Raw genomic sequence first — 15094 nt, 5'->3', positions numbered from 1 at the left:
CCTCTGACATGCTGCATGTGTCCGGAAACCGCCTCGTCACGGAAGACGACACGCCGGTACGGCTCCGCGGGGTGGGTCTCGGGGGCTGGATGAACATGGAGAACTTCGTCACCGGCTATCCCGCCAACGAGAGCTCGATGCGCGCCGCGGTGCGCGGGGTGCTCGGCGAGGAGCGGGCGGAGCTGTTCTTCGACCGCCTGCTGACGTCGTTCTTCACCGAGCGGGACGCCGAGCTGCTGGCCGGTCTCGGCATGAACTGCGTGCGCATCCCGGTGAACTACCGCCACTGGGAGTCCGACGAGCGGCCCTTCGAGATCGACCCGCGCGGGTTCCGCCACCTCGACCGGGTGATCGGCCTGCTCGGCGCGCACGGCATCTACAGCGTCATCGACCTGCACGCCCTGCCCGGTTCGCAGAACCAGCACTGGCACTCCGACAACCCCACCCACGTGGCGGCGTTCTGGCAGCACCGCCACTTCCAGGACCGGGTGGTGCACCTGTGGGAGGTCCTGGCCGACCACTACCGCGACAACCCCTGGGTGGCCGGCTACAACCCGGCGAACGAGCCCGCCGACGTCACCGGCCGGGTGGTCGGCCCCTTCTACGACCGGCTGGTGAAGGCGGTGCGGGCGGCCGACCCGCACCACGTCCTGTTCCTGGACGGCAACACCTACGCCACCGACTTCTCGATCTTCCGCGAGGTGTACGAGAACACGGTGTTCGTCATGCACGACTACGCCCTCGCCGGCTTCGCGCACGGCGGGCCGTACCCCGGGCACACGCGGGGGGAGTGGTGCGACCGGGACGAGCTGGAGCGGACGTTCGCCAAGCGCTCCCGCTTCCAGCGCGAGACCGGGACGCCGTTGTGGGTGGGCGAGTTCGGGCCGGTCTACACCGGGGACCCGGAGAAGGACGCGCAGCGGTACCAGATCCTGCGCGACCAGCTCGCGATCTACGACGAGCAGGAGGTGGGCTGGTCGCTGTGGACGTACAAGGACGTGGGGCTGCAGGGGCTGGTGCACGCGGCGGGGCCTTACATGGAGAGGTTCGGGGGTTTCCTCGCCAAGAAGCGGCGGCTCGGGGCGGACCGCTGGGGGTCGACGATGGAGGAGGCCGCGGACGTGCTCGGGCCGCTGCACGAGCTGGTCGAGACCGAGTTCCCCGGCTGGGACCCCTACCCGTGGGGCGCCCGCTACCAGAGCGACGACCTCGTCAGGCACATCCTGTTCGCGCAGGCGCTGCTCCCCGAGTACGCCGAGCTGTTCAGGGGGCTCGGCGACGACGAGCTGACCGCGCTCGCGGACTCGTTCCTGCTGGAGCGGTGCGTGCGCCGCGAACCGCTGCTCGAACTCCTCGCGAGTAACCTCGCGGGGTGACGACGAACACACCGGGCATGCATGGACAGGACGCCGCGGGAGCTCTAATTTAGGGGAGCCTTACCTAAGAGCCTGCGGGGAGTGTCCGTGTTCGCCAGCTATCTCATCGGACTGCGCGAGGGCCTGGAGGCGACGCTCGTCGTCTCGGTCCTCGTCGCATTCCTCGTCAAGAGCGACCGCAAGGACCGGCTCCCCCAGGTCTGGGCCGGCGTGGGCACGGCCGTCGCCCTGTCGGCGGCCTTCGGCGCGCTGCTGACCTTCACGGCGGCCCACCTGGCGTACACCGGGCAGGAGCTGTTCGAGGCGATCGCCTCGCTGCTGGCCGTCGGCTTCGTCACCTGGATGATCTTCTGGATGCGGCGGGCGGCCCGCACGCTCTCCGGCGAGCTGCGCGGCAAGCTGAGCGACGCGCTGGAGCTGGGCCGGCTCGCCGTGGCCGTCATGGCCTTCCTCGCCGTCGCCAGGGAAGGGCTGGAGACCGCCCTGCTGTTCTTCGCCTCCGCGCAGGGCGCCGAGACGACCGCCACGCCGCTGATCGGCATCACGCTGGGCGTGCTCACCTCCGTCGCCATCGGCTGGGGGCTCTACCTGAGCGCCGTCAGGATCAACCTCACCAGGTTCTTCACCTGGACCGGGCTGCTGCTCATCCTGGTCGCCGCGGGGATACTCAAGTACGGCGTGCACGACCTCCAGGAGGCGGGCGTGCTGCCCGGCCTCACCACGCCGGCCTTCGACCTCGGCGCCGCGCTCCCCGCCGACTCCTGGTACGGCACGCTGCTGTCCGGGATGTTCAACATCACCCCGCAGCCCAGCGTCGCCGAGGTCGTCGCCTGGGCCGCGTACCTGCTGCCCGCCCTCGTCCTCTTCCTCCGCCCGAGCCGGACGTCCGTGCCCGCCGCGCCCACCGCGGCCTGAACAGGAGCACCATGCCTACCGTCCTCCGCCTGTCCACGGGCCTGCTCGCCCTGGCCGCCCTCACCGCCTGCGGCTCCGCCACCGGCGGCACCGCCGCGCCGGCCGCCTCCGGCGGGCCGGGGAAGATCGCGGTGGCCGCGTCGGACACCGCGTGCGAGGTGCAGGTCACGGAGGTGCCCGCGGGCACCACGACGTTCACGATCACCAACGGCGGCAGCAAGGTGACCGAGTTCTACGTGCTCGCCGCCGGCGACCGCATCATGGCCGAGGTCGAGAACATCGTGCCCGGCCTCACCAGGGAGCTCATCGCCGAGCTGCCGGCCGGCACGTACGAGACCGCCTGCAAGCCCGGCATGGTCGGCAAGGGCATCCGCAACCCGCTCAAGGTCACCGGCGAGCACCGGCCGCTCACCGCCGACGCCCAGCTCGCCGCCGCGGTGACCGGCTACAAGCGCTACGTCAAGACGCAGAGCGACACGCTGCTGGTCAAGACGCAGGAGTTCGTGGACGCCGTCAAGGCGGAGAAGATCGACGAGGCGAAGGCGCTGTTCCCGGTGGCGCGGACGTACTGGGAGCGCATCGAGCCGGTGGCCGAGATCTTCGGCGACCTCGACCCGGCCATCGACGCCCGCGAGGCCGACCTCGCCGAGGGCGAGAAGTGGACCGGTTTCCACCGGATCGAGAAGGACCTGTGGATCCACAAGGACGTCAGCGAGGACGGCCCCATCGCCGACAAGCTCATCGCCGACATCAAGACCATCGTCGCCAAGGCCAACGCCGCCGAGCTCACCCCGCTCAACCTGGCGAACGGCGCCAAGGAGCTGCTCGACGAGGTCGCCACCGGCAAGATCACCGGCGAGGAGGACATCTGGTCGCACACCGACCTCTGGGACTTCGCGGCCAACCTCGAAGGCTCGAAGGCCGCCGTGCAGTCGCTGCGGCCGGTGCTGGAGGAACGGGCCCCCGACCTGGTCAAGACGCTGGACGAGAAGTTCGCGGCGGCCGAGGCGGCGCTGGAGGAGCACCGGAAGGGCGACGGCTGGCAGCTTCACAACGAGCTGTCCAAGGCGCAGCTCAAGACCCTGTCCGACGCGATCAACGCGCTCGGCGAACCGATCAGCAAGATCGCCCCTGTGGTGGCCAAGTAGCGGGAGGACCCCATGTCCGAGCCCACCGGGAACGGACGGCGGATGAGCCGGAGGAGCCTGTTCGGGCTCGGCGCGGCCGGCGCCGCGGTGGCCGGGGCCGGCGCCGTGGGCGCGCGGGCCTTGCTCGACGAGCCGCCCGTCGCGCACGCCGCCGCCACCTCCGACCCGTACCCCTTCTACGGCGAGCACCAGGCGGGCATCGTCACCCCCGCCCAGGACCGCCTGCACTTCGTCGCCTTCGACGTCACCACCGGCGACCGCGCCGAGCTGATCGACCTTCTCCAGGAGTGGACCGCCGCCGCGGCCCGGCTCACGCAGGGCAAGGAGGCCGGATCGTTCGGCGCGGTGGGCGGCGACCCGGCCGCCGCGCCCGACGACACCGGCGAGGCGCTGGGACTGCCCGCCTCCGGGCTGACGCTGACCGTCGGGTTCGGGCCGTCGCTGTTCGACGAGCGGTTCGGGCTGGCGGCCCGGCGGCCCGCCGCCCTCGCCGACCTGCCCAAGTTCCCCGGCGAGCGGCTCGTGCCGGAGATCTCCGGCGGCGACCTCTGCGTGCAGGCGTGCGCGCACGACCCCCAGGTCGCCGTGCACGCCATCCGCAACCTGGCCAGGATCGGCTTCGGCCGGGTGTCGGTGCGCTGGTCGCAGCTCGGCTTCGGGCGTACGTCGTCCACGTCCCGCGCCCAGGCGACCCCGCGCAACCTCATGGGCTTCAAGGACGGCACCAACAACCTCAAGCTGGAGGACGCCGGCCTGCTGCGCGAACAGCTCTGGGCGTCCGCCGGGGACGGCGCCGCCTGGATGGCGGGCGGCACCTACCTCGTCACCAGGAAGATCCGCATGACGATCGAGACCTGGGACCGCACGTCGCTCACCGAGCAGGAGCAGATCTTCGGGCGGGACAAGGGCGAGGGCGCGCCGCTCGGCGCGAAACGCGAGTTCGACCCGCTGGACTTCGCCGCCCGGGGGCCGGACGGGCAGCCGTACATCGCGCCGGACGCCCACGTCCGGCTGGCCCACCCCAGCTCGCACGGCAACGCGCACCTGCTGCGGCGCGGCTACAACTACGTGGACGGCTCCGACGGGCTCGGCCGGCTCGACGCCGGGCTGTTCTTCATCGCCTACCAGCGGGACCCGCGCAAGCAGTTCGTGCCGGTGCAGATGCGGCTGGCCCGCGAGGACCCGCTGAACGAGTACATCCAGCACGTCTCCAGCGGCCTGTTCGCCTGCCCACCCGGCGTCCGCGACGCCTCCGACTACTGGGGCCGCACCCTCTTCACCCCCTGACCCACCTGGGCCGGCGGGCGGGGGACGTCGGGGCCGTCGCCCGGGAAGGGGCCGTGGAGGTCGCGGGCGAGTTGCGGGTCGCTCCAGATGACGGCGGTGGAGCGCCACGAGGTCAGGGCTCTGGCGAACGGCAGCAGTTCGCCGGTGTCGGCGCCCGCCATCAGGTGGGCGAGGAGTTCGCGTACGCACTCGTGGCGTTCGGCGTCGGGGAGCCAGGTGAGCCAGGGAAGCTCCTCGGCGAGCCACCTCCCGACCGTCGTCATCATGTTGCGCAGCGTAGCGGAAGCAGGTCAGGCGCGGTGGCGGGCGCGGGAGGCGGCGGCGTGGGCGCGGTTGGCGCAGCGGGTGGAGCAGAACTGGCGGCGGCCCGGGCGGCTGCGGTCCACGAAGGCGTCCTGGCAGGGGCGGGCGGCACAGAGGCGGAGGCGGTCCCAGTCGCCGGAGGCGGCCAGGTCGAGGAGGTCGGCGACGGCCCGTACGGCGAGGCGGGCCGCCAGCGGCGCCCGGCCGCGCTCAGGATCGGCGATCAGGTGTAGGCGCGGGGTGCCGTCGTGGTCCTCGACGGTCGCAGTGATCGGGAGCTCGGCCGACCAGCGGGCGAGGGCGCGGGTGCGGAGTTCCGGGGTGTCGTGGGCCAGCACGTCGCGCAGCCGCGTCCGCACCCGCCGTACGGCGTCGAGGTCGGCGGCTGTCAGCATCGCCGGTTCGCCCAGCTCATGGCAGAAGCGGGCCAGCGCCGCCACGTCCGGGAGGCGTTCGGGGTCGTCGAGCCAGGCGTCCCAGGTGTTGGCCAGGTCGAGGGCCACGACCCCGGTCTCCGCGAACTGGCGCATCCGCCCTCCCCCTTGCTAACGTCACGAGTATGAGCATTATAACCCCTGACGTCGCCCGCCGGCTGACCGTGCTCGACGCGCCGTCCAACCTCGGCCTGCGCCCGCCCGCGCCCGGCGTCGTCCCCGGCTGCTACAAGGCCCCCTGGGCGCTGCGCGACGCGGGCCTCGTGGCGCGGCTCGGGGCCGCCGACGCGGGCGCGCTCGTCCCGCCCCGGTACGTCGCCACCTGGCAGCCCGGCGACGGCGTCCGCAACGGCCCCGCCATCGCCGCCTACACCCGGAGACTGGCCGACCGGGTCGCCGCGATCCGGGCGGACGGCGGGTTCCCGGTGCTGCTCGGCGGCGACTGCTCGATCCTGCTCGGCCCCGCCCTGGCGCTGCGGCGGGCCGGCCGGTACGGGCTCGCGTACCTGGACGCGCACTCCGACTTCCGCCACCTGGGCAACTCCCCCCACGTCGGCTCGGCGGCGGGCGAGGACGTGGCCCTGGTGACCGGCCGCGGCGACGACTACCTGACCGACCTCGACGGCCTGCGCCCCTACGTCAGGGACGAGGACGTGATCCTGCTCGGCGTCCGCGACGACGAGGACCTGCCGGAGCTGGACGGCAGCGGCATCGCCTACGCCCCCGGCAGCGACATCGACCTCGGCCAGGCCGAGAAGGTCCTGGTCCGGGACGAGCTGGACGGCTTCTGGATCCACGTGGACGCCGACGTCCTCGACCCGTCGGTCCTGCCCGCCGTCGACTCCCCCACCCCGGGCGGCCTCGACGCGGCCCAGCTCACCGGTCTCCTGCGCGGCCTGCTGGCGCTGCCCGGCGCGGCCGGGCTGGAGGTCACCATCCTGGACCCCGACCTGGACGAGGACGGCAGCCAGGCCGCGGTGCTCGCGGACATCCTGGTCGGCGCCCTCAAGGCATGACGTAGGGAGTGGTGCTGCTCTCGCCCGCCCCGTTCGTCACCGTGATCGCGGTCCATGGGGCCGAGGGCGTGTACGGCACCCAGGCCGACTCCAGCCGCCCCCGCCCGTACCAGCCCTGCCCGACCGTCACGCCCTCCGGCTCGAAGCGGAGGGTGCCGCCCCGCAGGTTGTGGCCCTCGACGAGGATGCCGGCCTGCCCGTTCATGTCCTTGCGCACGGCGCTGACCACGATGGGCTCCTGCCAGCCGCTCGCGATGTCGTCGGCCAGCGAGGGCGTGTCGTAGCGGGCCTGGCAGGTGAAGAAGGGGTCCCACCCGTACGAGATGATCTTCTGGGCGTGCGTTCCCGCGGCCATGACCTGCCGGTCGAGACGGCTCTTCGTGGTCCGCCCGCGCAGCGGCAGCGGATCGACGCGCCCGCACTCGCCGTCCACGGGCGAGGGCTCGAAGCCTTCGATGTTCACCCACAGCTCCACGCCGGGCGGCACCCGCCGGGCCGCCGCCGCGATGTAGTCGCGGGTGGCCCCGTAGTACGCCTGCGCGTTGCTGACGTCGCCGACCACGGGCACCAGGCGCGGCTCGACCTTGGCGTCCCGCTCGTGCGGGCCGTGCACGGGGACCTTGCCGGTGCCCCGCCCGTCCTGCACCGCGACGGCCATCGGCGCGCCGGCGCGGGTGCGGGCCAGGTCGGCGAGCCCGTCCCCGGCCTGCTCGGGCGGGAAGCCGCGGCCCCGCCGCGCGTCGATGTACGGGCTGACCAGGATCGTCCGGCCGGGCAGCGTGGCGGCGACGGTCGCGTGCTGGGCGGCGTACAGCTCGATGATCGGGTCGCCCGGCGCGCGGTCGCGCATGGCCAGCTCGAACGACTGGTAGACCCCCGCGAACGCCGCCGACCCCCCGAACCGCGCCCGGTAGTCGGCCAGCACCCGCCCCGTGAACGCGGTCAGCGCCGCCGTGTGGTCGTGGTCGGGCTCCCAGGTCTTGCCGGGCTCCTGCGACGCCGCGGGCAGCCCGGGGAAGACCTTCATCCCGTACGCCGCCGCCTCGCTCATCAGGTTGCCGAGCCCGTCGCCGTCCGTGGAAATCAGCACCAGGTCGTGGACGGGGTCGTCGCACGACGCGGCCAGCGACACCCGGTAGAAGACCCGCTCGCCGGCCTCGACCCGCCGGTCCAGCCCCTGGCAGCGCAGCAGCCCCGGCCCGAACTCCTCACTCGTCGTGTACGTGTACACGTGCCGCACCCGCCTGCCCGGCGCCTCGGCGCAGTGCCGGCCGTCCACGACGCAGCCCGCGAAGCCGGGCCCGGGCTCCCCGGCGTCGAACCGGGGCCCGAACGTGATCAGCGTGTCGCCGCCGATCTGGTGGACGGCCTCGACCATGCGCCGGGTGACGCACGGGTCGGCCCGGGGGATGACCCAGTAGCCGGTGACCGCGTACGGGGCCGTCACCCGCGTGTCGCGCGGCTGGCACTCCCCCGGCTCCCGCGCCGGCCCCTCCGACACGGCGGGCACGACCACGCCGACGACCACCCAGACGAGCCCCGCGACGGCCGTCATCGCCGCCACGACCCACAGGATCCGGTGCACCCACGCCCCTTCCACGCCGGGCTCCAGCCTACGTAGTCGATCTGCCCCGTGGCCGGGCGAAAAACGACCCTGGGCGGATCCCCTGAAGGAGAGGGTCGTCCCCCACTCGCGGGGGATGCCCGCGGGGGCGTCCGCGCCCAGCCTTGAGGCATGATTCTCCGGACCTTACTGGCAAGCGCCCTGGCGCTGGGGGCGCTCGCCGCCCCCGTCCCCGCCTCCCCCCAGGCGTCCCGGCAGCCGTCGGTGACCTGGCACGAGTGCCCCGCGTACTCCGACGACGTGCTGCGCTCGATCGGCGTGCCCGACAAGGAGTTCGCGAAGTTCCGCGCCCTCTACGGCCGCACCGAGTGCGGCACGCTGGCGGTCCCGCAGGACTACGCCGACCCCGGCGGCAAGCAGATCACCGTCGCCTTCACCCGGCTGCGGGCGAGCGACCGGGCCCGCCGCCTCGGCAGCCTCGCGGTCAACCCGGGCGGTCCCGGCGGCAGCGGCTACCTGATGCCGATCGACCTGGTCATGGGCGGCATGAAGCTGAACGAGCGCTACGACCTCATCGGCCTCGACCCGCGCGGCACCGGCTACAGCACCAAGGCCGCCTGCCGGCCGCCCGACCAGGGGCCCCCGCCGCCCGGCCCGGTCACCGAGGAGCAGGCCCGCGCGGTGTACGCGGCGACGGTCGCGGCCAACCAGGCGTGCGGGGCCGGTGACCCGGGCTTCGTCGGCCAGCTCACGACCGCGAACGCGGCCCGCGACCTCGACCGGGTCCGCGCCGCGCTCGGCGAGCGCACGATCGCCTTCCTCGGGGTGTCGTGGGGCACCTGGTTCGGCGCCGTCTACCGCAGCCTGTTCCCCGGCCGGGTGCGGGCCATGTGGCTGGACAGCGTGGCCGTCACGGTGCCGAGGATGGACGTCTTCACCGAGGTGCGGGCCGACGCCGCCGACCGCGACTTCCGGCGCATGGCCGCCTGGATCGCCGCCAGGGACGGCTCGTACGGCTTCGGCGACACCAAGGCCGAGGTGGTCGAGGCGCTGACCGGGCTGCGCGAGCGCTTCGCCGCCGACCCCGTCACCTTCACCGACATCGACCTGACCGTGGACGGCCGGATGATCGCCGACGCGGCGAGCCAGCCGAGCCCCGCCTGGCCGGAGGTGGCGCAGGTGTTCAAGGAGCTGGTGACCGCCACCGGCCCCGACGCCCCGCCCACGCTCAAGCGGCTGGCGGGCGGCGAGCGGCCCGCTCCGCCGGCCGGCGCGCCCGAGCGCGGCAACAAGACGGCGAACGTGGCCTACTTCTGCAACGAGGACTCCGGCTCGCGCACGTTCGAGCAGGCGTGGCGGGCCTACCAGGAGCGGATCGCGCGGCACCCGGTGACGGGCGAGGCCACGGCGTTCGTCCCCGGCTGCGCGGGCTGGCCGCTGCCGGTGCGGGAGGTACGGCTGCGGAACGGCGGCGGGCCGCTGATGTTGTCGGGTCACCTGCACGAGAGCCCGTCGCCGTACCAGTGGACGCTGGACATGCGGGCGGCGATCGGCGGGACGGTGGTGACCGTGGACGACGACGTGCACGGCTCGGGGCTGCGGACGCCGGACTGCGTGGCGGCGGTGGTCGCCTTCTTCGAGACGGGCAGGCGGGTGCGTACGTGTGAGGGGGTCCCGCTGCCCTGAAGCGGGTGCCGCAGGTTCGAGTCCTGCTGGGGGCACTCATCTCGACCAGGCAATTGGGCCTCTGACCTGCGGCCTCCCAGCCGCAGGTCTTTTGCTTTCAGACCCTCGGTATGCCGCTGAGAGCGGCCAATGCAGCCGTAGGACAGAGTTCTGGGGACATACAGGGGATGATCTTGGACGCGCGTCGATCAAGTCCTCTAGACGGCCTCTAGCCCGCTGACCAGGGACGCCACACGTCACCTCGGACTAGCAAGTCTCACAGGGAGGACGTCGAGCCCGAAAGAGACTTGTCAGCGATATCAGACCAATCCCGACGATTCGGTTGCTCTGAGCCGTGCACCGCAGGTCCAATGACCTCACACCGCGATTCCGTGCTCCATTACCGTGCCCGAGGAAGTCGCATGACCCGGGAGCAAGTGGAACAGGCGTTACGCCGAGCAGAGCAACTTACCCCTCTCTGTCAGACTGCTGTGAGACATGGGATGAACGAGTCCTTTTGATACGAAGCAGGGCGAGACAGGACGATCGAGACAGTGACGATGACCCTCGCCGACCAGGCCGCCATGAGCGGGCAGAACGGTCAGGCGACCGACAAGCAGGTGAGCCGGCCGACGCGCCGGACGTTCACCGCGGCCTACAAGGCACGGATCCTGGCGGCCTTCGACGCTCTGCCCGAGGGCAGCTCCGAGCGTGGCGCCCTGATGCGCCGGGAAAGGCTGTATCACTCGCACATCGAACACTGGCGAAAGCAGCAGGAGAACGGGACGCTGGCCTCCTCGACAGGTAAACCGAAGAAGGACACGGAATCTGAGGAACTGGCCCGGCTGCGGGCCGAGAACAAGAAGCTCAAAGCCGACGCGGCCAAGCTTGAGGCCAAGAACGAAAAGCTCACCAGCGAACTGGGGAAGACGAAGACCGCGCTGAATATCGCGGGAAAAGCATTCGCGCTGCTGGACGACATCTCACGCAGCGCGGACTCCGACGAGACCTGAACCGCATCATCGACGAGCATTTCCCGGGCATGGAGACGGCCGTCGGCACGACCAAGGCGTGCGAGGTACTCGGCAAGGCCCGCGCCAGCCTGTACCGGCAGCGAAATCCGAAGCCGCGCAGGCAAGGTCCGCGCCGGCCGTTTCATCACCCGGCGGAGTTGTCCGAGGAGGAACGGGCGCAGGTGCTGGCGGTGCTGGACTCGTCCCGGTTCGCCGACAAGTCGGCGGGCCAGGTATGGGCGATCCTGCTGGATGAGGGCACCTACCTGTGCTCGCAGGCCACCATGTACCGGTTGCTGCGCGAGCGCGGCCAGTCCGGCGAGCGGCGCGCGCAGGCCACCCATCCGGCGAAGAAGAAGCCCGAACTGGAGGCCGACGGACCGAATCAAGTATGGAGCTGGGATATCACGAAACTGAAAGGCCCGGCGCGCGGCGTCCACTACCTTCTCTACGTCATCCTCGACATTTTCTCCCGCAAGGTCATCTGGTGGGAGATCTGGCCGACCGAGAACGGCACTCTGGCCAAGGAGTTCATCGAGCGCGCCATCGAGCGCAACGGCGGGATCGCACCTGACGCGATCCACGCCGATCGCGGCACGTCGATGACGTCGAACACCGTCACTGGCCTGCTCGCGCAGCTCGGGATCGATCAGTCGCATTCACGGCCGCGCGTGTCCAACGACAACCCCTACTCGGAGGCGCAGTTCAAGACACTCAAATATTGCCCGGCGTTTCCCGGGAGGTTCGGCTCGATCGAAGACGCCCGTATCTTCTGTGAGCAGTTCTTTGATTATTACAACAACGAGCATCGTCATTCGGGTATCGCGATGCACACTCCCGCGTCCGTGCACGACGGCACCGCCGTCAAGATCCACGCCCAGCGGGTCGCCACGCTGAACGCGGCCTTCCTGGCCCGCCCCGAGCGGTTCCGCGGCCGGCGCCCCTACCCGCCGTCGCTGCCGGCCAGAGTGTGGATCAACAGGCCACCTACGACCCTCCAGAGCGACGCTTCACCTCAAACCACACAAGTAGCCTGATGTCTCATTCGGTTTGACAGGCACCGTACCGAAGAGGCCAGGTCCAGCCTGGATCGGGCGATGGCCCTGATGGCGCAGAACATCTGGACCGGGCCGGCCGCGCAGCGCTTCGGCCAGGAACTCACCGGTCAGCGCCAGGTCCTTCTGGGCGCTTGCACTGAGACGGTGAACGAACTCCGAGCGCTGCTCGCGCGTACCCCTGCCGATAGCCCCGGCTGAGCCATGAGCGGACTCGAAGGCATGGTCCCCGGTACTACATCCGTAGATCATGAGGTGGCGGGTCGCCTCGCTGCCGGTAATGGCTGATCAGGGCGCGGGTTTGGTGCTCTCGCCGGAATTGGGACCAGGCCAGGACATGGTCGATGAGGTTGTTTGCGGGGACGACGAGGCGGGCGAAAACACGGCGGATCTCGGCCAGGGATGGCCGGACCAACCGCAGCGCAGTCAGCCGGCTCTCTCCTGGGGCAGGTGGTCTTTTCCCTGGTCGGCAGAAAGAGCGGTGGACGTGCCGTGCTCGCCGGGGACAGGGTCGTCGAGCCGGGCGCGGCTGACGGCCAAGAAGGCCAGGGCGAGCATGGCGGTGGTGACGTGCCGGTGCCAGCCGACCCAGGTGCGGACCTGGTAGTCGGTCAGACCGAGCAGGTCCTTACCGGTCTCGTTGTTCTCCTCGATCTTCCAGCGCAGCCCGGCCACCGCGATGAGCTCCGGCACCGGCGTGCCGATGCGGGCGTGGGCCAGGAAGAACTCGACGTCTGTGGGATGACTGATGCTGCGGCGGAGCAGCAGCGTGTGAGTGTGACCTTCGGCGGGTCGCTGTCCGGCGAGCTTCACAGCGACCGCTGCCCAGTCGTAGGCGCGGGCGCCTTTGGTGCCCTGTCCGCACGAGCGTCGTTCCCACACCTGCGCATTGGCCTGGGCCAGCAGTCGGTCCAGCACATGCCCGGCCGGCTCGCTGCCGCCCCGCACGGCCATCAGCGGTAGATCGACCGGGACGGCCATCACATAGGAGATCTGCTGGGCGTGACAGTAAGCGCGCAGCGCGGGGTCGCGGCCGTACCCGGAGTCGGCGGCCAGGTAGCGAAACGGCGTGCCGGCCTGCAGTTCCTCGGCCAGCATGTCGATCACCTGCTGAGGCTTGGTGGCGAATTCGATCGGTTCCGGCACGCCCGCCACCTGTCGCCGTTCGAGGTCGGTGGCCCAGCCCTCGGGCAGGTACAGTCGCCGGTTGATGAAAGCGTGCCCGGCCGCGGAGGCGTAGGTGAGCATCGGCATCACCTGGCAGTTCTCCACCTGGCCGGTCAGCCCGCAGTACTGTCGGGCCACCCCGACTGACTTGTCGCCCTTCTTGATCGCCTGTGTGTCGTCGGCGATGAGCACCCCATCCGGCCTGCCCAGATGCTGCAGCACGTAGGCGCGTACCTCATCACGCAGCGCATCTGCGTCCCAGGCGGCCCGTGACAGCAACCAGGTGATCGGATTGGCGGTGGCGTGTCCGAGATGGTCGGCCAGCTGCCAGGAATTCTTGCGTGGCACGTCGGCCAGCAGCCCGCGAACCAGATCACCGAACGTCGCCTTCGGTTCCGGTCGCTTGAACAGCCGATCGGCGATCCGTGAGGTCAGCGCCGTGAGTTCGGCATCCCAGGACACGACGAGATCGTAGGTGAGACACAAGGTCACTTGCAGACCATCGCCTATACACGCACCGTCATGATGGCGAATAGCTTAAAGATCTACCGATGTAGTACCGGAGGCGTCCGAGCGCTGAAGGCGGCCATGCAAGCGGCCGAAACCTCACTCGGCTCCATTGGCGACGAGTTATGGGAGCTGCTGCGCGGGGCTTGGTTATCACCGATGCCGGCCAACCAGATCCGCCAGGTAGCCGCTTGGGCCGGACAACAAGGCCCGGAGATCAACCGGCGATTACTGCTCTTGGAGCGGATGGAACTCGACAAGCCGGAACTGTTCAACGGCGGTAAGCCTGTCATGGTCGACGAGTCGCTTCTTGCCCCTGGCGCAGTGCTTCCCGTCGCAGGAGGAATCCGGGACCGCCTGGGCCAGCAGCTCCAAGCCGCCTTCGACCCGAACCTGAACTCCGGAGACCCGGCGATCGAACTCGCCAAGGGGGCTGTCGAGGGCGTGACCGGGTTAGGCGAGATGGTCCTGAAGTACACCCCCAACCGCATCATCTTCGACTACATGGGGTGGGAGCGCGACGCCAACGACGTCGCCCAAGCCGTCATCGCAGGCGTTCAGGATCCGCTCGGGTTCGTCAAGTCGGCGGTGGACTGGGAAACCTGGGTATCCAACCCCGAACGGGCCTTCGGCCGCCTTGTTCCGGACATCCTCGCGGCGTTGGGATCCGGCGGGTCGAGCGCCGTGGCCTCTGGCGGCAAGCGCGTCACCGGAGCACTGGCCAAAGCAGCGGAGAGCACGAAGGCGCGTGTCTCGGCGAAAGCACCTACACCTGGCAAAGGGACTGCTGGACACGTAACCAAAGAGGTACCGCCGCTGTTTCGGGGCGACGGCCGGCTGACGGAGAAGATATTCGAGGACGGCATGACCGCGCGGAATCCGGAGATGAGTCTCGAAAAGCATCTAGCTGGCGGGAACGGTCTGATCGCCGCATCGAAGAGCAAGGACGTCGCACGCGGGTTCGCGATCAGGCACAGAGGGTTCATCTATGAGATTGACAACTGGGGCAACGGCAAGGGTGTGGAGTACCGGAAGGGTTTCAAGCACCTGAAGCCGGAGCAGGAGATCTTCTTCACCAGGATCGAACCCGGGCAGATCAGAGGCGCCTGGAAGCTGGGAAAGCTTGGCGAGCCTGATACATGGATCCCCAACCCGCATTATGTTCCGAGAGGTGAGCATGTACCGACTGGAAGCGGTAAGGCTCGCTGATGAGTCACGCCTGCCATGCGTCGTGACCCTGCGAGCCCTCGACGATGACGAGATACTTGAGCTTCGCTTCGACCTGCAGAACGCTCCGCCTCTGGTGTTCCGCTCCCCCGTGGACTTCGAGGACCCGCTGACGGAATTGAGACAGGAGCTTGAGCGCCAGGGCCTGCTCCTGCTGTGCAACAGATTCCGTCGGAACGCGTTCGTTTCCTCGATGGCCCGACAGATGAGCACCGGCCTATCCTGCTACCTGGTGACCCTCGGCCAGCCCGTCGACCCCGGCAACCTCTTCGACTCCCTCGGCCCCGCCCCCAGAGAGGCCGTAGTCCTCGCCAAGGAGGGTGCCAAATTCATCGAGGAATGGATCGCCAGCTGCAACGCTGACGACGAGGATGACGACGAGTCTTTCTGACTCTGTGATGCTCGCCCGTGCGGTCT

General features: G+C 70.1%; 15 protein-coding genes. 11 read left to right on the top strand and 4 right to left on the bottom strand.

The features are described 5' to 3' along the window. The first annotated feature begins 8 nt into the window (after nt 1-8). From Nocox_RS07465 to efeB, 4 genes are all read left to right on the top strand, one after another. Nucleotides 9-1376 (top strand): glycoside hydrolase family 5 protein, encoded by a 1368-nt coding sequence (locus tag Nocox_RS07465; protein ID WP_020546806.1) that lies wholly within the window; start codon nt 9-11, stop codon nt 1374-1376. A gap of 87 nt (nt 1377-1463) precedes the next feature. Continuing rightward, entirely contained in the window at nt 1464-2291 is an 828-nt protein-coding gene (gene efeU, locus Nocox_RS07460) for an iron uptake transporter permease EfeU (protein WP_033411018.1), read from the top strand. 11 nt (nt 2292-2302) lie between these two features. After that, nucleotides 2303-3439, top strand: coding sequence for an iron uptake system protein EfeO (gene efeO / locus Nocox_RS07455; protein ID WP_020546808.1), 1137 nt, complete (start codon nt 2303-2305; stop codon nt 3437-3439). 12 nt (nt 3440-3451) lie between these two features. Further along, entirely contained in the window at nt 3452-4726 is a 1275-nt protein-coding gene (gene efeB / locus Nocox_RS07450) for an iron uptake transporter deferrochelatase/peroxidase subunit (RefSeq protein ID WP_020546809.1), read from the top strand. Here the strand turns inward: efeB and Nocox_RS07445 are convergent. After that, entirely contained in the window at nt 4696-4992 is a 297-nt protein-coding gene (locus Nocox_RS07445; RefSeq protein ID WP_020546810.1) for a hypothetical protein, read from the bottom strand. The genes efeB and Nocox_RS07445 overlap by 31 nt on opposite strands. A gap of 24 nt (nt 4993-5016) precedes the next feature. After that, nucleotides 5017-5559, bottom strand: coding sequence for a CGNR zinc finger domain-containing protein (locus Nocox_RS07440; RefSeq protein WP_020546811.1), 543 nt, complete (start codon nt 5557-5559; stop codon nt 5017-5019). A gap of 29 nt (nt 5560-5588) precedes the next feature. Here Nocox_RS07440 and Nocox_RS07435 point away from each other — a divergent pair, with 29 nt between their 5' ends. Then, nucleotides 5589-6479 carry an arginase family protein gene (locus Nocox_RS07435; protein WP_033410935.1) on the top strand — a complete coding sequence of 297 codons (891 nt, stop codon included), beginning with the start codon at nt 5589-5591 and terminating at the stop codon, nt 6477-6479. On the opposite strand, the gene Nocox_RS07430 is transcribed toward Nocox_RS07435, so the two are convergent. Beyond that, nucleotides 6469-8079, bottom strand: a complete 1611-nt coding sequence (locus Nocox_RS07430; protein ID WP_051112746.1) for a DUF4434 domain-containing protein — start codon at nt 8077-8079, stop codon at nt 6469-6471. The two genes, Nocox_RS07435 and Nocox_RS07430, sit on opposite strands and share 11 nt — an antisense overlap. A 135-nt stretch (nt 8080-8214) precedes the next feature. On the opposite strand from Nocox_RS07430, the gene Nocox_RS07425 reads away from it, so the two are divergent. From Nocox_RS07425 to Nocox_RS07410, 4 genes are all read left to right on the top strand, one after another. Next, nucleotides 8215-9729 carry an alpha/beta fold hydrolase gene (locus Nocox_RS07425; RefSeq protein ID WP_020546814.1) on the top strand — a complete coding sequence of 505 codons (1515 nt, stop codon included), beginning with the start codon at nt 8215-8217 and terminating at the stop codon, nt 9727-9729. Nucleotides 9730-10262: 533 nt separating this feature from the next. Further along, entirely contained in the window at nt 10263-10721 is a 459-nt protein-coding gene (locus Nocox_RS07420) for a hypothetical protein (protein ID WP_219495483.1), read from the top strand. A 29-nt stretch (nt 10722-10750) separates the two neighbouring features. Next, a complete protein-coding gene (locus Nocox_RS07415; RefSeq protein ID WP_219495485.1) occupies nt 10751-11758 on the top strand; it encodes an IS3 family transposase in 1008 nt (335 codons plus the stop codon). A gap of 60 nt (nt 11759-11818) precedes the next feature. Next, on the top strand, nt 11819-11977 hold the full coding sequence (locus tag Nocox_RS07410) for a hypothetical protein (RefSeq protein WP_020544434.1): 159 nt from the start codon (nt 11819-11821) through the stop codon (nt 11975-11977). Nucleotides 11978-12202: 225 nt separating this feature from the next. On the opposite strand, the gene Nocox_RS07405 is transcribed toward Nocox_RS07410, so the two are convergent. Beyond that, nucleotides 12203-13435 carry an IS701 family transposase gene (locus tag Nocox_RS07405; RefSeq protein ID WP_020544435.1) on the bottom strand — a complete coding sequence of 411 codons (1233 nt, stop codon included), beginning with the start codon at nt 13433-13435 and terminating at the stop codon, nt 12203-12205. Between Nocox_RS07405 and Nocox_RS07400 the strand changes: the two genes are divergently transcribed. Together Nocox_RS07400 and Nocox_RS07395 are read left to right on the top strand one after the other, a co-directional pair. Further along, nucleotides 13436-14659, top strand: coding sequence for a scabin-related ADP-ribosyltransferase (locus tag Nocox_RS07400; protein WP_020544436.1), 1224 nt, complete (start codon nt 13436-13438; stop codon nt 14657-14659). After that, nucleotides 14622-15068 carry a hypothetical protein gene (locus Nocox_RS07395; protein ID WP_157383176.1) on the top strand — a complete coding sequence of 149 codons (447 nt, stop codon included), beginning with the start codon at nt 14622-14624 and terminating at the stop codon, nt 15066-15068. Before Nocox_RS07400 ends, Nocox_RS07395 begins: the two co-directional genes overlap by 38 nt. The last annotated feature ends 26 nt before the right edge of the window (nt 15069-15094 follow it).

Source organism: Nonomuraea coxensis DSM 45129 (assembly GCF_019397265.1).
In the GTDB taxonomy this organism is placed as follows: Bacteria; Actinomycetota; Actinomycetes; order Streptosporangiales; family Streptosporangiaceae; genus Nonomuraea; species Nonomuraea coxensis.
Note: the sequence above shows the minus strand (reverse complement) of the source record. Positions and strands in the feature narration are given on the sequence as shown.